Source organism: Desulfovibrio sp. (assembly GCF_019422935.1).
Classification (GTDB): Bacteria; Desulfobacterota; Desulfovibrionia; order Desulfovibrionales; family Desulfovibrionaceae; genus Desulfovibrio.
On record NZ_JAHZCJ010000010.1, the window covers coordinates 112,592 to 131,933 of the forward strand.

16 protein-coding genes are annotated in these 19,342 nt (G+C 57.2%); 3 read left to right on the forward strand and 13 right to left on the reverse strand.

Going from position 1 to position 19,342, the window contains the following annotated elements; genetic code table 11:
- Window positions 1-4: 4 nt before the first annotated feature.
- Both panD and QZ383_RS12660 read right to left on the reverse strand, forming a co-directional pair.
- Entirely contained in the window at window positions 5-418 is a 414-nt protein-coding gene (gene panD, locus QZ383_RS12655; protein ID WP_022659245.1) for an aspartate 1-decarboxylase, read from the reverse strand.
- 263 nt (window positions 419-681) lie between these two features.
- A complete protein-coding gene (locus QZ383_RS12660) occupies window positions 682-1,104 on the reverse strand; it encodes a hypothetical protein (protein WP_027180902.1) in 423 nt (140 codons plus the stop codon).
- A 261-nt stretch (window positions 1,105-1,365) separates the two neighbouring features.
- Here QZ383_RS12660 and QZ383_RS12665 point away from each other — a divergent pair, with 261 nt between their 5' ends.
- Window positions 1,366-2,286 (forward strand): DMT family transporter, encoded by a 921-nt coding sequence (locus tag QZ383_RS12665; RefSeq protein WP_291445935.1) that lies wholly within the window; start codon window positions 1,366-1,368, stop codon window positions 2,284-2,286.
- Window positions 2,287-2,541: 255 nt separating this feature from the next.
- Window positions 2,542-4,857: a methyl-accepting chemotaxis protein gene (locus QZ383_RS12670; RefSeq protein WP_291445937.1), complete on the forward strand. Its 2,316-nt coding sequence runs from the start codon at window positions 2,542-2,544 to the stop codon at window positions 4,855-4,857.
- Between the two features lie 205 nt (window positions 4,858-5,062).
- Here the strand turns inward: QZ383_RS12670 and dapB are convergent, their stop codons facing one another.
- The 3 genes from dapB to uvrB all read right to left on the reverse strand — a co-directional run bounded on the left by dapB (window position 5,063) and on the right by uvrB (window position 10,118).
- The gene (gene dapB / locus QZ383_RS12675) at window positions 5,063-5,851 is read right to left on the reverse strand and encodes a 4-hydroxy-tetrahydrodipicolinate reductase (protein ID WP_291445939.1); all 789 of its coding nucleotides are present in this window, start codon (window positions 5,849-5,851) and stop codon (window positions 5,063-5,065) included.
- A gap of 16 nt (window positions 5,852-5,867) precedes the next feature.
- The gene (gene ligA, locus QZ383_RS12680; protein ID WP_291445941.1) at window positions 5,868-7,997 is read right to left on the reverse strand and encodes an NAD-dependent DNA ligase LigA; all 2,130 of its coding nucleotides are present in this window, start codon (window positions 7,995-7,997) and stop codon (window positions 5,868-5,870) included.
- A gap of 90 nt (window positions 7,998-8,087) precedes the next feature.
- Window positions 8,088-10,118, reverse strand: a complete 2,031-nt coding sequence (gene uvrB, locus QZ383_RS12685; protein ID WP_291445943.1) for an excinuclease ABC subunit UvrB — start codon at window positions 10,116-10,118, stop codon at window positions 8,088-8,090.
- A 57-nt stretch (window positions 10,119-10,175) separates the two neighbouring features.
- Between uvrB and QZ383_RS12690 the strand changes: the two genes are divergently transcribed.
- Entirely contained in the window at window positions 10,176-10,667 is a 492-nt protein-coding gene (locus tag QZ383_RS12690; protein WP_291445945.1) for a hypothetical protein, read from the forward strand.
- Here the strand turns inward: QZ383_RS12690 and aat are convergent.
- From aat to QZ383_RS12730, 8 genes are all read right to left on the reverse strand, one after another.
- Complete coding sequence (gene aat, locus QZ383_RS12695; protein ID WP_192112009.1) at window positions 10,631-11,410, reverse strand: leucyl/phenylalanyl-tRNA--protein transferase; 780 nt, start codon at window positions 11,408-11,410, stop codon at window positions 10,631-10,633. The two genes, QZ383_RS12690 and aat, sit on opposite strands and share 37 nt — an antisense overlap.
- 132 nt (window positions 11,411-11,542) lie before the next feature.
- A complete protein-coding gene (gene clpA, locus QZ383_RS12700; protein ID WP_291445948.1) occupies window positions 11,543-13,855 on the reverse strand; it encodes an ATP-dependent Clp protease ATP-binding subunit ClpA in 2,313 nt (770 codons plus the stop codon).
- 9 nt (window positions 13,856-13,864) lie between these two features.
- Complete coding sequence (gene clpS, locus QZ383_RS12705) at window positions 13,865-14,185, reverse strand: ATP-dependent Clp protease adapter ClpS (protein ID WP_291445950.1); 321 nt, start codon at window positions 14,183-14,185, stop codon at window positions 13,865-13,867.
- Window positions 14,186-14,204: 19 nt separating this feature from the next.
- Window positions 14,205-14,846 carry a class IV adenylate cyclase gene (locus tag QZ383_RS12710; RefSeq protein ID WP_291445952.1) on the reverse strand — a complete coding sequence of 214 codons (642 nt, stop codon included), beginning with the start codon at window positions 14,844-14,846 and terminating at the stop codon, window positions 14,205-14,207.
- A gap of 11 nt (window positions 14,847-14,857) precedes the next feature.
- Window positions 14,858-16,201 (reverse strand): DNA repair protein RadA, encoded by a 1,344-nt coding sequence (gene radA, locus QZ383_RS12715; RefSeq protein WP_291445954.1) that lies wholly within the window; start codon window positions 16,199-16,201, stop codon window positions 14,858-14,860.
- A 289-nt stretch (window positions 16,202-16,490) separates the two neighbouring features.
- On the reverse strand, window positions 16,491-16,796 hold the full coding sequence (locus QZ383_RS12720) for a hypothetical protein (RefSeq protein ID WP_291445955.1): 306 nt from the start codon (window positions 16,794-16,796) through the stop codon (window positions 16,491-16,493).
- Window positions 16,797-17,014: 218 nt separating this feature from the next.
- Window positions 17,015-18,418 carry a sensor domain-containing diguanylate cyclase gene (locus QZ383_RS12725; protein WP_291445957.1) on the reverse strand — a complete coding sequence of 468 codons (1,404 nt, stop codon included), beginning with the start codon at window positions 18,416-18,418 and terminating at the stop codon, window positions 17,015-17,017.
- A gap of 571 nt (window positions 18,419-18,989) precedes the next feature.
- Window positions 18,990-19,253, reverse strand: a complete 264-nt coding sequence (locus QZ383_RS12730) for a hypothetical protein (RefSeq protein WP_291445959.1) — start codon at window positions 19,251-19,253, stop codon at window positions 18,990-18,992.
- Between the last annotated feature and the right edge of the window lie 89 nt (window positions 19,254-19,342).

The window sequence follows — 19,342 nt, forward strand, 5'->3', positions numbered from 1 at the left end:
GCGGTTATTCGGTTTCTACATGAAAGCCAAAGTCGCCGTCTTCTTCCCCGTCAACCACGTAGCGCAGGCGTTCATGAATGCTGTTGTCCTCGTTAAAGGTCAGCACCACGGGCTTGCGGCTATACAGATCCTGCGGGCCGTTCACATATTCGTAAGCACTGATGATGACTTCATCCCCACGCTGACAGGCCCGGGCCGCCGCACCATTGAGTATGCAGCAGCGCGACCCAGGCTCGCCGTAGATAACGTAGGTGGAAATACGCTGTCCGTTGCTCTTGTTCCAGATATACACAAATTCCAGCGGGTAGATGCCCGCCTCGCGGCACTGCTCCGGGTCAAGCGTTACCGAGCCGTGGTAGTTCAGTTCACACCCGGTAACACGAATGCAATGCAGTTTTGCCCGCAGTATTTGCAGCATGACAAACTCTCTTGCGCGGTTGAACGCGCCTAAAAAAAGGTCGCACAAGCGACCATGAATGATGCCGAATCCGGCAGTTGCCCGCCCCGCAGGAGTTGCCAGCACAGGGCAACCCCTCGCGCCGCCCGGTAGCGGCGGGCGCATGAGCACGGCATGCAACAACTATGAAGCGCGCCGCAAGCCTCACCGGGCGCGGCCCCGGTTTGGTCGCTACGCTCCGGGCCGCAAAAGCGGTGTGAACCTAAGCAGACGGCGCAAAAAAATCAATACGCCTTGATGTACTCGTCCATATTTTCCGCAGAGCAGTTGCGGCTGACCCAAAAAGCAGAGGCCCATACCATCAGGGCTGTGGCCTGCGTGTCGTCCAGACTTTTGATCTTGGCTTCAAGGCTGGATTTGCTGGCCCCATGCCGCAGATGTACGCCGTTGATGTCGCAGGCATCCGTAACGCGCAGCAAAAGATACGAAAGCCGCGTATGGTCGGGCATGAGCTTCATATCCTTGTGGGCTTCCACAATGGTTTTCAGCTCCGCAGCACTAAAGATATGCTTGATGCCCGTGATTGCCCGAAAAAACGTGTCCACCGCCCAGGGGAGGATAAACTCCGCCCCCGCGCTCTTTGTGCGGAAGTAGTCTTTGAGCCAGCGTTCCTGATCGTCGTTAATACGTGCTGCGACCTGCGGCATGATGCCCCCGATGTTGCGTGCGGCCTGGCGCAAGTTCGCCAAGCATCGTGTTACGCTATGTTTTCTTTTTGCGCTACACTACCTGCCCGTGAATTTCAAGATAAAATCTAGACTTTTTTTCAGAAACATTGTCCGGGCTTACCGCTGATCAAGCTGTGGGCATGACAAATTCGCCAGATGCATGCCCCCTTGCCTAGCCCTGCTTGCCGCGCGCGGCCCTTGAATGTATCCATAGCGCACAGACAGAATAAAGGAGCTTGCATGCAGAATGCCAGACAGGCTGCGCCCCCACAATTACAATCTACCACAGCACCCAACAAGGACGCAATGCAGCAAAGCGCCGTGCGCGCAGCCCTGATCCGCATGCACGCAGCCACGGTTCTGTTTGGTATTTCTGGCATTTTTGGCAAATTGTGCCAGTGTTCCGCCATTGATCTTGTCTGGGGCAGGGCCGTGGTCGCAGTGGCGGCCCTTGGCTGCATTTGCCTTATTCGGCGTGATCCGCCCTGGCATGGAATTGCGGCACGCGACCTGACAGGCCTTGCCGTAAGCGGCATTCTGCTGACCCTCCATTTTGTTACATTTTTTATGGGCATAAAACTGGGCGGCATTGCGGTGGGCACGCTCGGCTTTGCGTGCTTTCCCGCCTTTACGGCCCTGTTTGAAGCCATAGCCTACCGCGAGCGCCCAAACGCCCGGGAATTGCAGTGCATTGGCATGGTAAGCATTGGGCTTGTGTGCCTGACGCCCTCGTTTTCGCTAGCTGATACTGCAACCCACGGCCTGCTTTGGGGCATTGTTTCCGCTGCTGTCTACGGACTTGTGGCCATTGCAAACCGGCACTTTGCCGGGGGCATGTCTGGCATGCAGACCTGCTGGTGGCAAAATACGGTAATCATCATCTGCCTTCTGCCTTTTGCTGCAGCGGATGTGCCGGGCATCGCCGCTCTGGACTGGCTGTGGATAATCTGTCTGGGCCTTTTGTGCACCGCCCTCGCCTACAGCCTTTACGTAAGCAGCCTCACTGCCCTCAAGGCCCGACAGGCAGCAGTTATTATCACGCTTGAACCTGTTTACGCCATAATTGCTGCGTGGATGCTCTTTAACGATGCTCCCGGTCTGGGCATTTTTGCAGGCGGCGCACTCATACTTGGCGCTGTGTTCAGACTCAGCAGGAGATGATACAAACGGGATTTCTGCTGTAATTAAATTTTTCAATTCCAATAATCACATGAATACATACTACACTACTGCCTTTTCTCCAAAATATTATTACAAAAGATATAAAGTTTATATTGGATTTGACGATTTTTTAAACTAGTAAAAGTGAAAATATTCTAGAGAGATGTGAAGTGTTAACGGAATGCTAATTTTTTTTAACATACGTTATTATCACATCATAATCACAAATGCATCACGAGTTCATTGGAGGATATCATGCCACGTCTGTCATTCAAGAGCGTAAATACTGTTATAGCCGCGCTCATAAGCGTAATCCTGCTTATCGGTGTTTCCATCTTTGTTGTTTACGTTGGCAAATCTTCATACCACATTGTCAACAATACGTCTGTTGGCGGCATGAAGATCATAAACAACAGCCTCATTGCCAACGTCAATGACATGATTGACGCCAATATGAGCATGATCAAGGTTCCGGCGCAGAGCGGTCAGGCAAAAAAAGCCATCGAAGGTAACAGCGCCGAAATGGACGTCCTGATCAAAGCCCTTATCAAAGAATACAAGGGAATCAATTCCATCTTTGTTCTAAATTCGCAGGGCGTTGCTGTTTCCGGCGCATCCTCCAATGGAGAAAATTTTATTGGCAATAACTACAGTGAAAGGGGCTATTTCAAAACTGCCATGCAGGGCAAGGATGCCATTGACCCCAACATCGTTATTGCAAAAACCACAAAAAAAGAAATCTTTGCCATTGCTACTCCAGTTTTTGGCGACACAGGCAAGCCCATTGGCGCTGTATGCGTGACCATGAACTGGCTTGAATATATTAAAAGCCATGTTTTTAACATAACAGTTGCAGACCATGGTTATGCATTTATTATTGATGCCAGCGGTCGTGTTATCGCCCACCCCAAGGCTGATACTCACATGAGCGATGTCAGCAAGCTGGAGTTTGTAATCAAGGCGCTCAAAATCAAGAACGGCTCTTTTGATTACGAATTTCAGGGCAAGGACAAGGTAATTGTTTTTCAAACCATTGAAAGGACAGGCTGGCTTGTCTGCACCTCCGCCTTTACAGACGATCTTGCAAAAGACGCCGTTGAGCAACGCAACATTCTTATTCTCGTTGCCATCGGTATTTTTGTTGTATTGCTGGGCAGCATCATATTTATGGTTCGCCGGATCATTACCGCCCCGCTGAAGAGCATCATGGACTACAGCGCGCAGATTGCGCACGGCGACTTCAAGGCAACGCTCGAGGGCAATTATCGCTTTGAACTGTCTGAACTTGCGGGCAATTTCAAAGAAACGACCGCAGTGCTCAAAAACCGCCTGGGCTTTGCCGATGGCGTATTGCAGGGCATCACCTTCCCCACTCTGGTTGCAGATACAGATGTGCGCATCACCTATGTGAATGACGCCATGGTCAAGCTTGTGGGCAAGAGCGGCAAGCCAGACGAGTATAAGGGCATGGGAGCGGCTGAATTTTTCTACGGGGATGCCAGCAAGCGTACCATCTGCCATAAATGTCTGAGCGAGGGAGTAAACGCACATGGCATTGAAGCAGCAATGACCTTTGCAGACGGCCAGCACAAAAATCTGCGCATTGATGCCTCGCTGATCCGCGATCTGGACGGCAACATTGTGGGTGCAGTAACACTTGTGTTCGACCTGACGGAAATCAAAAAGCAGCAGGCCACCATTGAGCAGCAGCGTGATGCCGTTGCCCAGGTGGCGCAGAACGCCAATGCCATTGCCGACAGGCTTTCCACTGCGACCGAAGAGCTTTCCACACAGGTGGAGCAGGCCAGCCGAGGCGCGGATCAGCAAACGCAGCGCGTTTCTGAAACCGCCACCGCCATGGAGCAGATGAATGCTTCGGTGCTTGAGGTTGCGCGCAATGCGGGCGGCGCCTCCGACACTACCATCAATGCCAAACGCAAGGCGGAGCATGGCGCAGAAGTGGTCAACAAGGTAGTGCAGGGCATCAATCAGTTGCACACGCAGGCCCTGGGCCTCAAGACCGGCATGGCTTCGCTGGGTGATCAGGCCCAGAGCATCGGCCAGATCATGACCGTGATTTCAGACATTGCAGACCAGACCAACCTGCTGGCCCTTAACGCGGCCATTGAAGCAGCGCGCGCGGGCGAAGCAGGACGCGGATTTGCCGTTGTGGCCGACGAGGTGCGCAAACTGGCGGAAAAGACCATGCAGGCAACCCGCGAGGTTGGTTCCGCCATTCAGGGCATACAGAGCGGCACCACGCAGAACATTGATCAGGTCAACCAGACTGTAGACACCATTGAGCAGACCACCGAGCTTGCCGGAACCTCCGGCGAGGCTCTCTCTGAAATTGTGGTGCTGGTGGATCAGGCTGCGGATCAGGCGCATTCCATCGCCGCCGCCGCTGAAGAACAGTCGGCCACCAGCGACGAGATCAACCGCGCGGTGGAGCAGATCAACACCATCAGCGCAGAGACGTCCTCCGCCATGTCGCAATCTGCAAACGCAGTGACGGAACTGGCAAAGCAGGCTCAGGAGCTCAAAAAACTCATTGCGCAGATGGTTTCCTAAAAAACACACAGCGGGGCAGTGCGCAAGCCTGCCCTCCCCTGCAACAAACTCAAAGCCCCTGAATGGTCTACCATTCAGGGGCTTTTTTCGCGCTCTGCCATAACTACAACAGGCACGGCAGACGATAAAAACAAATCAGGCCTGCCGCCGCTCAATGCCTCACCTTGCGGTCAGCACTGAACGAAAGCAGGCCTGAAACATATCTCTAAATATCCTTGATCACATCCTGCATGCTGTAGAGCTTGCCGGGCTTCTGCCCTGCCATCCAGCCAGCAGCGCGGATAGCGCCGCGCGCAAAATTCTCGCGCGAGTGGGCCTGGTGGGTCACTTCAATGCGCTCCCCAGGTCCCATAAAGTACACTGTGTGCACGCCCACCACATCACCGCCGCGTATGGCCTGAATGCCGATCTGCTCCTTGGGGCGAGCGCCGATGATGCCGTCACGGGCGGAGCAGCGCACATCGTTGAGCTTCCAGTCGCGGGCCTCGGCAAGGCATTCGCCAAGGGTCAGAGCCGTGCCGCTGGGGCTGTCCTTTTTGCGGTTGTGGTGCAGCTCCACCATTTCAATATCGTAATCCTCGCCCAGGGCCTTGGTGAGCTGGGGCAGGATGTTCAGCAGCACATTCACGCCGATGCTCATGTTAGAAGCCCAAAAGATGGGAGCTTTGGAGGCAAGGGCGCGCAGTTCGTCCTTTTGCTCATCGGTAAAGCCCGTGGTGCCGATTACAAGGGCATTGCCGGTCTGCGCAACGGCCTTGGCCGATTGCAGGCTCACCGCAGGCGCGGTGAAGTCAATGACCACTGCCCCCGGGAGCTTGGGCAAAAGGGTCGCCAAACTGTCGGAAACAGGGCAGGCAGCGCCCGCAAGAGCGGCTATACGCTCCGGGCTGTCCACCAGCCCCGCAAGGGTGAACTGCGGGTCGGCTTCCACAAGCCCGCTGATGGTTTTGCCCATACGCCCGCTGGCCCCGACCACAATAATAGAAGTGCTCATAGCTTCTCCGTTTCCGTTATTCCGGCTCAATACCGGATTCACGCAACAGGTTTCTGAATTCCGTTTCATCCAGCACGGTTACGCCAAGGGAGCGCGCCTTGTCCAGTTTGCTGCCCGCTTTTTCGCCCGCCACCAGATAGTCCAGCTTCTTGCTGACAGCACCAAGGGGAACAGCCCCGGCGGCCTCGGCCCACTTTTGCGCCGTGCCGCGGGGCACGCTGATGGTGCCTGTAAAAAGGATGGTTTTGCCAGCCAGGGGCCCTTCGGCAAGGGTTTGCGCGCCCTGAGCCGAATCCGCGCCCTTGGGCCACGGGCCGTTCTCCTTGAGCCGCGCAAGCTGCTCGCGGTTGGCTGGGCTGTCAAAGAAGTTGCGTATGGACGAAGCCACTTCCGGCCCCACATCGGGCAGGGCCAGCAGGCTTTCCACCGTGGTATTTTCCAGTTCGTCCAGATCGGCAAAGCGCGCCGCCAAGGTGCGGGCCGTCTGCTCGCCCACGTGGCGGATGCCAAGGGCGCTGATAAGCCTTTGCAGGGTCGCGGTGTGCCGGGCGCTTTCCAGCGAATCCACAAACTTTTGCGCCAGCACCTCGCCCATGCGTTCAAAGCCCAGCAGCTCCTGCACGGTGAGGCTGAACAGATCGGCTGGCGACTGTACGCGTCCGCTGGTCACAAGCTGCTCGATCCACTTTTGCCCCACGCCCTGAATATCAAGCCCGGCCTTGGAAACAAAGTGGGTTATGGAGCGCAGCCGGATGGCGGGGCAAGCCAGATTCTCGCACCGCCAGGCAGCCTCGCCTTCTTCGCGGTACACAGGTTGCCCACAGGCCGGGCATGTGCGGGGAAACTGATAAGGTTCAGCGCCTGCGGGCCGTTTATCCAGCACCGGGCCGACCACTTCGGGGATAACATCGCCCGCGCGCTGCACAATGACGGTATCGCCCACGCGCACGTCGCGCGCGCGGATTTCATCCTCATTATGCAGGGTTGCGCGCGAAACCATGACCCCGCCCACAGCCACAGGCGCAAGCATGGCCACTGGCGTAAGCGCCCCTGTGCGGCCCACCTGAATTTCTATGCCCTCAAGCAAGGTCTGCGCCTGCATGGCCGGGAACTTGAAGGCCACGGCAAAACGCGGCGCGCGCGCCGTAAAGCCGAGCGCCTCCTGGGCTTCAAGGTCGTTCTGCTTTGCCACGGCACCGTCAATTTCCATAGCAAATTCCGGCCTGTTCTCGCGCACCCAGTTCACATATTCTTCTACATCCTGCGGATTCGCACAGAGCTTGCCGTTTGGCGGCGTAAGAAAGCCGTATTCTCTAAGACGGGCCATCAGATCCGAATGCAGGCGGCAGGGCTGCGCCGGGGCCCACTGCGCATCGCCAAGGCTGTAAGCAAGAAAACGCAGGGGGCGCGATTCCGTAACCGAGATATCAAGCTGGCGTAGGGTTCCGGCTGCCGCGTTGCGCGGATTGGCAAAGGTCTTTTGCCCCAGGGATTCCTGCCGGGCGTTGAGGGCGTCAAAATCCTTTTTAAACATCACCACTTCGCCGCGTACTTCAAGCCGCGCGGGAAACGGCCCCTCGCCCCTGAGGCGCAAGGGCACGGTGCGGATGGTGCGCACGGCCTCGGTAACAACCTCGCCCACCTCGCCATCGCCGCGCGTCAGAGCTTCCTGCAACACGCCATTCGCATAGATGATTTCCAGCGCGAGGCCGTCAAGCTTCGGGTCACACCAGAAGGCCTGCGGCAGGGGGCCGTTGACTTCCGTATCCCATGCGCGGCGCATACGCTCCACAAAATCGCGCCACTCTTCCACAGAAAAGACGTTGTCCAGACCGTACATCTGGCGGCTGTGGGCTTTTTTGGCAAGGCCGTCCAGCAGCTTGCCGCCCACGCGCAGGGTGGGCGAATGGGCAGAACGCAGCTCCGGCCAGCGGTCTTCCAGCGCGGCCAGCTCATGGAACAGCGCGTCGAACTGGTCGTCCGAAATTTCCGGCGCATCCTGGGTGTGATACAGATAATTGTGGCGCTCCAGCTCTGCGGCCAGCCAGCGGGCGCGGTTGCGCTCCTCGCTGCTGGGGCCGCCAGCGGGGCCAGTAGCAAAAAGGCTGTTCTGCTCCTGCCTGCCATTGCGTGAATTCTGCGACATGAAAAAACCTTTCTGATGGTCAGCCCGCCGTGCCCTTGTTTGGCTTACGGGCTTTGCGGGGGCACTGCTCACAGGGGCAAGCGCCCCCGTCTATTCGGGCATGGCGATAAGCCTGGCCCGCAAAATGCGGATGCGGTCACGCAGCTCTGCGGCCTGTTCAAATTCCAGATCGCGGGCCGCCTGACGCATTTCCTTTTCAAGCTTGGCAACAAGAACGGCGACATCCTCGGCAGTCAACGGCACTGCGTCTGGCTCGCGCTGTTTACCCTTGCCCTTGCCGCGCCCGCGTCCACCGCCATCTTCCACATACAGGCTATCCAGTGGCGATTCAAGAGATTTGCGGGTGCTGGTGGGCGTGATGCCGTGCTCCTCATTGTAGGCCGACTGCTTGGCGCGGCGGCGCTCGGTTTCGCCCATGGCGGCGCGCATGGAATCGGTGATCTTGTCCGCATACAGAATGACCTTGCCCTGCGCGTTACGCGCGGCGCGGCCAAATGTCTGGATAAGCGAACCCATGGAACGCAAAAAACCCTCCTTGTCCGCATCCAGGATGCACACAAGCGACACTTCGGGTATATCCAGCCCCTCGCGCAGCAGGTTGATGCCCACCAGCACGTCAAATTCCCCAAGCCGCAATGCACGGATGATCTGCATGCGCTCAAGCGTATCAATATCCGAATGCAGGTAGCGCGCCCGCACGCCCATGTTGCAGCAATATTCGGTGAGGTCTTCCGCCATGCGCTTGGTAAGGGTGGTGACAAGCACCCTCTCGCCCAGCGTCACCTTGCCCCGGCATTCGCCCAGCAGGTTTTCCATCTGACCCTTGGTGGGGCGCACCTCCACAACAGGATCCACAAGGCCCGTGGGGCGGATGATCTGCTCCGCCACAATGCCCTGAGCCTGATCCAGCTCATACTTGCCGGGCGTGGCCGACACGTAAACCACCTGATTGAGCAGGTTGGTGAACTCGTTGAACTGAAGGGGGCGGTTATCCAGAGCCGAGGGCAGGCGGAAGCCGTAGTCCACAAGGGTCTGCTTGCGTGAACGGTCGCCCTTGTACATGCCGCCCACCTGCGGAATGGTGATGTGCGATTCATCCACAAAGAGCAAGAAGTCTTCGGGAAAATAGTTGAGCAGACAGGACGGAGGCTCGCCCGGTTTGCGGCCATCCAGGTGGCGGGTGTAGTTTTCAATACCGTTGCAGTAGCCGAGCTCTTCAATCATTTCGAGGTCAAGCTGGGTGCGCTGCTCAATACGCTGGGCCTCCACAAGCTGCCCGTGCTCCTTGAAATACGTGAGCCGCACCGCCAGTTCATCGCGTATGTCGCTGGCAGCCCGCTTGAGGTTGTCCTGCGCGGAAACAAAGTGGCTGGCAGGGTACAGCACTGTTTTGCTCACCTCGGCCAGCACCTCGCCCGTGAGGGGATCAATCTCACGCATGAGGTCGATGTCGTCGCCAAAAAATTCCAGCCGCAGCGCCCGCTCGTGATGGTAGGCGGGAATGATTTCAAGGGCATCGCCGCGCACGCGGAAGGTGCCGCGGTGGAAGTCGTAATCATTGCGCTCGTAGTGCACTTCCACCAGCCGGGTGATGAGCTTGTCCATGGGGAAGTGCTGGCCCACCTCAACGGGAATGACCATTTTGGCGTAATATTCCGGCGAACCAAGGCCGTAAATGCACGAAACCGAAGCCACAATGATCACGTCGCGCCGGGTCAACAGGGCGTGAGTGGCGGCATGGCGCAGTTTGTCGATGTTGTCGTTGATGGACGAATCTTTTTCAATATAGGTATCTGAGGCCGGAACATAGGCCTCCGGCTGGTAGTAGTCGTAATAGCTGACAAAATATTCCACGGCATTGCGCGGAAACAGCCCCCGGAACTCGCCGTAAAGCTGGGCAGCCAGCGTCTTGTTGGGGGCCAGCACCAGTGCCGGGCGGTTGCAGCGGGCAATGACGTTGGCCATGGTAAAGGTTTTGCCGGAGCCTGTAACGCCCAGCAAAACCTGGGAGGGAACCCCGGCCTGAAGATTGTCCACCAGAGCGTCAATGGCCGTGGGCTGGTCGCCCGTAGGCGTGTATGCCGTTTCAAGGCTGAATGGGATGACCTGATTATCTTCCATAATATTATGTTTTGGAGTAAGAGGACAGGATTACATCAATAACGAACGGGAATTGCCATGGAAAAAATCTTCGTACCTTCTCAGATAGATCTGCCCATCGACCGGGTTTTCATTGTGGCCGCAACCCTCAGCACCTTCAAGGGCTGCCGCCATCTGGACGTGCAGATTTTCCGCCCCGGCGCGACTGACGCCGAAGTGGAAGCCATCAAGGGTCTTGGCCTTGTGGCCCCTGCCGACCCTTCCGTTCCGGCAGAAGTGCTGCAAGGCGCTACGGAAGAAGCCGCCCTGCGCTGCGTGCTTGAATCCTTCACTGCAGAAGAAAGCCACGCGCTGGTGGAATACCTTGAAAAGCGCTATGCCGACCAGATTGAAAAAATCACGGTCTGCCCGCTTGATCTGCCCGTGCCCTTTGGCGTTGCGCCTCTGGCAGGCATTGGCGACGGCAAGACCACGGGCTTCATCCGCTTTGACGCGGTGCGCGACTATCCGCTGCCCTTCCCGGCCTATGGTTTTTACGATCTGGCCGCCCAGAAGCCGTCCGGGGAATAACTGTACACAACTCCCCAGGGCAGCCACGGAAACGGCAGACCGCTTCCAGCCATTTCAGGCGTTGCGCAACTTTGCGCAGCGCCTGTTTGCGTTTGCGAGGCAAGGGCGCGCTCAAGTTCGGCCTGAAAAACTGCGCGCGGCAGCATCACGCCGCCCATGCGCATGATGTGCGGCGTTTCCTGCTGGCAGTCAAGCAGGGTTGCTCCGCGCTGGCGCAGCAGGGCCACAAGCCCTGCCAGTGCGGCGCGCGAGGCTTCGGGCTGGGTGTGAAACATGGATTCGCCAAAAAAGGCCCGTCCAAGCGCCACGCCGTACAGACCGCCCACCAGTTCGCCATCGCGCCAAGCCTCAATGGAATGGGCATAGCCAAGGGCGTGCAGGTCTTCGTAAGCGCGCATCATGTCGTCAATAATCCAGGTGCCGCCCTCCTTGTCCCTTGGTGCTGCGCAGGCGCGGATAACCCGCCCGAAAGCGGCGTTGTGGGTCAGTTCAAAAGGATGCAGGCGCAGTTTGCGGGCGCTGCGCGCAGGCAAACGAAAACCCTCAAGGGGCATGACGCAGCGGGGATCCGGCGACCACCATAGGATGGGCATTCCCTTGGAGTACCAGGGAAAAATCCCACGGCTGTAGGCAGCAACCAGACGTTCTGGCCGCAGATCGCCGCCCAGACACAGCAAGCCGTCTTCACGGGCTGATTCCGGCGGCGGAAATTGAGAGGCCAGTGCTGTAAATGCCCCGATCATAGCGTCCTTTGCCGACAGAGTACCATTTGAATATTTGGGGGATGGGGCAGATGCCCTTGAAAACAGCGTCAACGCAAACGGGCCGGGACTGCCGCATTCGGCAACAGCCCCGGCCCGCCTTTGTGCATATAATCAGGCGTCTACAGGCACCGGTTTGCGGCTTTTTGCCGCGCTGCCCTCATGTTCAAGGGCCAGTTCTTCGCCCTTGACTGTCAGCTTTGCGCTGCCGCCCTTTTTGAGCGAACCAAAGAGCAGTTCGTGCGCCAGACGGTCTTCCAGCTCCGTGCGCAGCAGACGACGCAGAGGCCGCGCCCCCATGGAGGGATCAAAACCCTTGCGGGCCAGCCACTTGCGGGCGGTCTCCGTGAGTGTAAGCGTTACGCCGCGCTGCTCAAGACTGGTGCGAATTTCGCCCACAAACTTGTCCACAATGCGCAACATCATGGGTTCTGTGAGGCTGCCAAAGGGAACAAGCGCGTCCAGCCGGTTGCGGAATTCAGGGCTGAAGGTGTTTTCCACAGCCTTAAGGCCTTTGTGCGCCGCATCCTGCGGGGCCGTGCCGCCAAAACCCATGGCGGGCCGCGACATTTCAAAAGCCCCGGCATTGGAGGTCATGATAAGGATAACGTGCGAAAAGTCCGTCTTGCGCCCGGTATTGTCCGTCAGCGTGGCGTAATCCATTACCTGGAGCAGCACGTTGAAGATATCCGGGTGAGCTTTTTCCACTTCGTCCAGCAGCACCACGGAATACGGGGCCTTACGCACGGCCTCTGTCATGAGCCCGCCCTGATCAAAGCCCACATAGCCCGGAGGCGCGCCAATGAGACGCGAAACAGAGTGCTTTTCCATGTATTCGCTCATGTCGTAGCGCAGAAATTCCACGCCCATGAGCTTGGCAAGACTGCGGGCCACTTCCGTTTTGCCCACGCCCGTTGGCCCGTAGAACAGGAAGGCACCTGCGGGGCGCTGCTCCTGCCCAAGCCCGGCGCGGGCGCGCAAGATGGCACGCACGGTCAGCTCTATGGCTTTTTCCTGCCCGAACACAAGACTCTTGAGGTCTTTTTCAAGCGTTGCCAGCTTGTTGCGTTCCTTGCCAGAGACAGTGCGCACGGGTATGCCCGCCATGCGGGCCACAATACGCTCCACATCGGCCACGCTGACCAGCGGGGCATCCTTGCCGCTCTTTTTGGCAGGCTTTCCGGCAGGTGTTACGCCACGGCCCAGGCGCACGGCTGCGCCAGTTTCGTCCAGCACGTCAATGGCCTTGTCGGGCAGCAGGCGGTCGCGCACATGCCGCGCGGTAAGATCCACCATGGCCTTGAGGGCCGCAGGGCTGTAGCGCACGTGGTGATACTGCGCATAGCGCGGCTCAAGCCCTTCAAGAATACCAAGGCATTCTTCCGTGGTCGGCTCGGTAAGGTCAATGCGCTGAAACCGGCGGGCCAGCGCGCGGTCTTTTTCAAAATGGTTGCGGTATTCCTCGTAGGTGGTGGAACCAATGCAGCGGATTTCGCCATTGGCGAGCACGGGCTTGAGCAGGTTGGACGCGTCAAGCGAGCCGCCAGAGGTGGAACCAGCCCCCACGATAGTGTGGATTTCGTCAATAAACAGGATGCAGTCGGGCTGCTCCTTGAGCTTTTGCACCACGGCCTTGAGACGGCCTTCAAAGTCGCCCCGGTAGCGGGTGCCAGCCAGCAAAAGGCCCATATCAAGGGCATAAAGCTTTGTTTTGGCAAACATTTCAGGCACGTTGCCTTCCACAATGCGCAGGGCAAGGCCCTCGGCCAGGGCTGTTTTGCCAACGCCGGGGTCGCCCACAAAGAGGGGGTTGTTCTTGCGGCGGCGGCACAGAACCTCAACCGCGCGGTCAAGTTCCGCTGTGCGGCCCACGAGGGGGTCAATCTTGCCTTCTTTTGCGCGGGCCGTAAGCTCAACGGTATACTGGGCCAGAGGATCTGGCTTGGCTTCGCCGTCTCCTGCTTCGGCCCCGGCTTCCACGCCGCGCGAGCCAGAGCCTTCATCAAGCCCGTGCGAAATGAAGGTCAGCACGTCCAGCCGTTCAACGCCCTGTTTGCGCAGATAGAAGTGAGCGTAGCTTTCCTCCTCATCCATGATGGAAATGAGCAGATCGCCAAGCTCCACAGCATCGCGCCCGGAGGAGCGGATGTGCTCCAGCGCGCGTTCAAGCACGCGCTGTACACTGTCCGTCTGCGAGACTTCGTGCTTTTCCGCCAGGGAAACGGGTTCCAGTTCCTTGTTGAAAAATTCCTCAAGCTGCTCGCGCAGCACAGGCACGCTTGCCCCGCTGCCCTCAAGAATGATGCGCCCCTTCATGCTGTTGGTCAGCGCAAAGAGCACATGCTCCACAGTCAACAGATCATGCCGTCGCCGGTGGGCTTCCATGAGGGCGTCCCGAATGACCAACTGAACATTTTTACTCAACATAGGCTTATCTCAATGGATTTTTTCCATGGTGCATTTAAGGGGATACCCTGCCGCCCGCGCCGTGTTGTGCACACGCCGAACCTTGGCCTCAGCTACTTCAAGGGTGTATACGCCGCACTGGCCTACCCCGCGCTGGTGTACCGCCAGCATGATGGCCGTGGCTTCTTCGGCGGTTTTGTGGAAAATGCCGCACAGTACCGACACCACAAACTCCATGCTTGTATAGTCGTCATTGTGCAGGAGTACCCGGTAGCGATCCGGTTCCTTAAGTTTTTTTTCCACGATTACGCGGCTGTCGCCGCTGGTTTGATTGTCGGGGATAAAAGACATGCATGGCTCCCAAGACGTTTCAGCTCTGCCGCGATGAATCCGCGTCGACATCGGCCTTTTCGGTCAGGCCCAGCACTGTGCGCCAGTGCGCCCTCTGCGCTTCGTCAAACACAAAGGAAAGCTGTTTCGGCTTGTTGTTTTGCCGCAACCATTCCTGATGCAGCTCATGATAACTTTTGATGCTTATTTCGGCATTGTCAAGGTTCAGACGCTTCTCGACCCTTGCAATATCCTGCGCCCGGCCTTCCAGCTCAACCACCTGGGCAAAGGGCAGCGCGTCCAGCTCCACTTCCACGGTGTCCATGCGCCATGGCTCGCGAACTTTTTCGTACCGGGCCGCCACCGTATAGCCCAGACCCTCCAGAATGCCCCGCAGGGCCGCGCCATCGGCAACTTCCGTTTCGCGCTCCTCGCGCACCTTGAAGCCGCCGTCTTCCATGGCGGGCAGCTTGAGCGTGATCAGGTGGCGCGTTTTGTCCTGCCATTCCTGACTGCGCAAACGCAGCAGTTTGCCGCCAGTGACCAGCGCTCCCTGGACAGTGTCAAACACCCAGTTGCACTCAAAATGCGCGCCAAGGCAGTGCGCCCCGTTGTCCACAAGCGCCTGACGGAGGGTTTGCAGATCCACATGCAGATATTTGCGTTCAATCTCAAGTCCCATGACCGCCGCCCTTACTTGCGATGAAACAGTTTTTGCTGCAAGGCGGCTATGGTGCTGATGCCGCCCTGCTCCGCAGCCGGGTGCACAATGGGGTCAAAGCCCAACCGCCGCGCCTGCGTGAGGCGCAAATCCTGCGCGGATACGGGCCGCACCTGCCCGTTGAGATCCACCTCGCCCCATAGCACGCTCTTTTCCGGCAGCGGAACATCATAATACGACGAAAGCACCGCAGCCACCAGCGCCAGATCAAGCCCCGGCTCGCTCAGCTTCATGCCGCCGCCTACCTTGGCGTAAATATCCACCTGACCAAAGTTGAGTTTGAGCCTTTTTTCCAGCACGGCCAGCAGCAGATGCAGGCGGGCCACGTCAAAGCCAAGGGCCGCGCGGCGTGGGATGCTCAAAAATGTGCGGGAAACAAGGGCCTGCACCTCCACTGCCAGCGGGCGCTGCCCGTCCACGGCCATGACCACGGCAGTGCCGGATAGCGAAGGATCGCGCTGACCCAGAAAAAACGTGGATGGATCGTCCACAATCTGCATGCCCGAGGCTTCCATGCGAAAGACCAGCAGTTCCTCATTGGGGCCAAAACGGTTTTTGAACACGCGCAACAGGCGGAACATCTGGCGGCGGTCGCCCTCAAGCGAAATAACGGTGTCCACCATGTGTTCCAGCAGGCGGGGGCCAGCCAGCACGCCATCCTTGGTCACATGCCCCACCAGAATCAGGGTGCATGACAGGCGGCGGCAGGCTTCGAGCAAGGTTGTTGCCACAGCCCGCACCTGACTGACGTTGCCCGGCAGGCCATCGGCCTCAAGGCTTGTGAGGGTCTGCACCGAATCCACCACCAGCAGGGCTGGTGGCGCGGCATTGGCAGCTTCGAGCACGTCCTCCACGCGGGAGGTGGCGATGGCCATCAGATTATGATCCAGCATGCCAAGCCGCTCGGCCCGGCCCTTGATCTGCGGCAGGGATTCCTCCCCGCTGGCATAGAGCACGCGCCTGCCCTGCGCCGCCACAAGCCCCGCCACCTGGAGCAGCAGGGTTGATTTGCCGATGCCCGGCTCGCCGCCCACCAGTATTGCCGCACCGGGCACAAGGCCCTTGCCCAGAACGCGGTCAAGGGCTTTCAGGCCGCTGCCGTAGGGCGCATGTCCGGCATCTTCCACATCCCGCAAGGCAATGGGGCGGCTGGAGGAATCGGTGGCAGCCCGGGGCCTGTTGCCGCCGGGGGCGGATTTGGGCTGCACAGCCGCCTGAAGCGTATTCCACTCGTGGCAGTTGGGGCATTGCCCACGCCACTGCATGGTTTGTGAGCCACAAGAAGAGCATATATAAATTTCACGTGTTTTCGACATGAATAAAGCCTACGGAAAAAGTACACAGGGCGCAAGGCGTGGGCGCTCGGGCAATGCCGCCTCCCCCTGACACGCCCCTTGCAAGGCTGGCGCAATAAAAAATTCCGGCGAGATTAAAACAGCATCGCCCGTTGTTGAACGGAGCCTTGCGCGGGCAACCGTGTCAACAACGGGCGATGGTATACAGCCGTATAATTGCGGCCTGTGGCGTCAACCGGAGCAGGTGGTCATTTTCAGCCACATTCTGCTCTGGAGTATGGATAGTTGCAAACTTGGCAGTTGCCCCAGCCTAGCCCTTGGAGCCACGCTTGGAGGCCTTGAGGGGGTTGACCTTCTTGGTGGAAGCGGTCTCCACCTGAATGCGGTGCTGGTTTGCGGCAACCAGAGCATCCACATCCAGCCCGAGGGCGGCAAGCCTCTGGGGCATTTCCTTGCGCACACCGCTATAGCGGTTGCGGTCGGCAATGGGGCGCCCCACAAACTGGGCTGTGGTCAGATACAGGCCCCTACTGTCGATGGCCAGCACGGCCTCCGCTCCATTTTCCTGAACGGTCTGGATCATCATTTCCTGCGTTGTTCCAAAACGGTTATACATGTTACCTGTTCTCCTGTATGCCTTTGCGGCGGTAAACAGTGCGGCCCGGTTGAGGGCAACAGGCTCCATTATACGAAAAAGAATTTCAAAGTCAACATAAAAAAGAAAAATATTAGGGCGTTGCATCTTATGCAGGTACAACTACATGAATTATCAGCGCAAAAAACGAAAATATGGATACAAAAAATGCGTAATAAGGAGCGCGTAAACGCGGGGCATCAGGAGTGAGGACGCACCAAACAGTCCGCGCCATCCTCAGCGCTGCAACTGCCTGCCAATACACTGCGGTTGCGCCCCTGAGCCTTGGCGCTGTACAATGCTTCATCCGCCCTTTTGAAGGCTTCGTCAAACGACATATTGCAACAGCCACGGACCAGCAAGCCGCCCAAAGAGATGGTTACGACCTTGTCTGCCCCATCGGGATGCTGGAGGCGCATACCCTCCACAGTCTTTCGGATCTTTTCCATGAGGGAAACAATCTGCCGCTCCTCTGACGCGCTGGCCAGCACGGCAAACTCCTCCCCACCGATGCGAAAAACCCTGTCGCCCCGGCGGGACAGACGGGTGCTCACACTTCTGGCGATTTCGCGCAGCACATGGTCGCCCGCCTGATGCCCAAAGGCATCATTCAGCCGTTTGAAATGGTCGATGTCGAACAGCACCAGCGAAAAGGGCACGCCAAGCCGCATGCTCTGAGCAAACCATGCTTCGGCCATTTCATCAAACATCCTGCGGTTGAGCAGCCCGGTCAGGGAATCGTGCTGCGCCTGAATCCGCAAGGTATCATTAAGTTTTTGCAAGGTTTTGCGCAAATACCTGTCGCGCAGCAGGTTCACTGTGGTACCGATTATGACAGCAAAGCCAAGCACAAAAAAAATAAACGTGGTAGCAAGGTGCATGCGGAAGCTTTCCGCAAGGTCGGCCAGCAGAGGGCCAAGGCCCTCAAAACCGTATACACTGAGGCCCTCCTTACTTATGCGGACAGTCTTGCACAAGTAGGGCGGGCCACCGGGGCTGAGCTCCCATGCATCGTAGCCGTCCACATCCACTTTGCGCAGATACATGGGCTCAAGACTTTCGCGCTGATAGCGGAGCAGACTCTTGGCCGGGGCAAGCAAGGCGGCACTCTCGCCAGGCACGACGCGCAGCATGTTCCCCGGCGAATCGGAGAGCACCACCACGCCCGCCTTGTCCGTAACAAAACCCGTGGGCAGGTAAAGCTGCTGCGCAAGCGTGTCCGTATCAACCTTGAGCACAGCCACGCCAAGGTAGCCGTCAGGTCCGCTTACCGGCGCAGCAAAGTGGAACCCGGAAATGGTCGAAACCCGCCCTACAACAAACTGCACCGAGCTTTCCCCGGCCATGGCGCGGATAAAATAATCACGGTCGGCAAGGTTAACGCCCAGGAGATTTTTGGGCATTCCGGCGTCGTTGGAAGCAACGCACACGCCGTTTTTATCAAGCAGAAACGCACGGTGCAGACGGAGCGTGTCACCTACGCTCTGCAGGTAGCGGGTGCATTCCGCAAAATCACCCTTGCCCTTCAGAGCTGAAATAATGCGCGAATCTGTAGCTAGAAGTACGGTAAGTTTTTTGATTGTATCAAATTTAAGGTCTGCCATTTCAGCAACGCGCTGAACACGTTGCGACAGGGAATATTCTGCTTCATCAACTGCAACTATAAAACTTTCTGAACGCCAGTGTAACGCGACAAACAGTGAAAATAATGCAGCAAAAGGAAGCGATATAGACCAAAGCAAAAATATTGTTCGCGTTGGGCGTTCTTCAATTTGGGTTCTGAGCAGACCGAGCAGTGATTTCATACACAAAAACCCATATTCACACGCTATATTCCCTTGCGTTTAGTCGTAAAAAAATCCCTGCCGCACTTTCATCAATTTGTGCGCGCTTGGCAACTAAAAAGACAACTGCTGCATATAAAACTTTTCATAACCACAGTGAAACAATTACATTTGCTATTTACAGTTTTACGTAAGATTCTGAAATACTACAATCTACTACATCAATACAACCTGCACCATCACCTTTCAGTAACGGTTTGTAATATGTAATCAACAAAACGTTGCTGACTGCTGTCGGCAACTATCAGCACAAAGCACGTGAAATTTTTTTGTCATCTCCCGCGCTTTGCATTATTATTCCCGCAGCAGCCAGCAGTAAAAGAAAAGGCAGCTATTCTTCCATCATATTCTCGGCAAAGTGCTGCTCTGCCCACTGCGCCACACGCCTCTGCATGTCACCCAGTTGCGCATCGTCGAGTTTAAGCCCGGCAGCAGAGGCATAATTGACCACATAGGCATAGGGATCAGACTCAAATCTGTATTGATCCTTGTTATTCCGGATATTGTCAGTCATGGCCTTTTCAAGCCAGTCCATCATTTCCTGGGCCGTAGCGAACACATGCCCTCCGGCCAGATCATTGGTTTGCTGGTACATACATCCTCCGGGGTAACTGGTTAGAGCGGCCATCCTTGCAGGAGACTGCTTTTTGCCATTTAACGGCAGTATGGCTTTTTTATCAATGC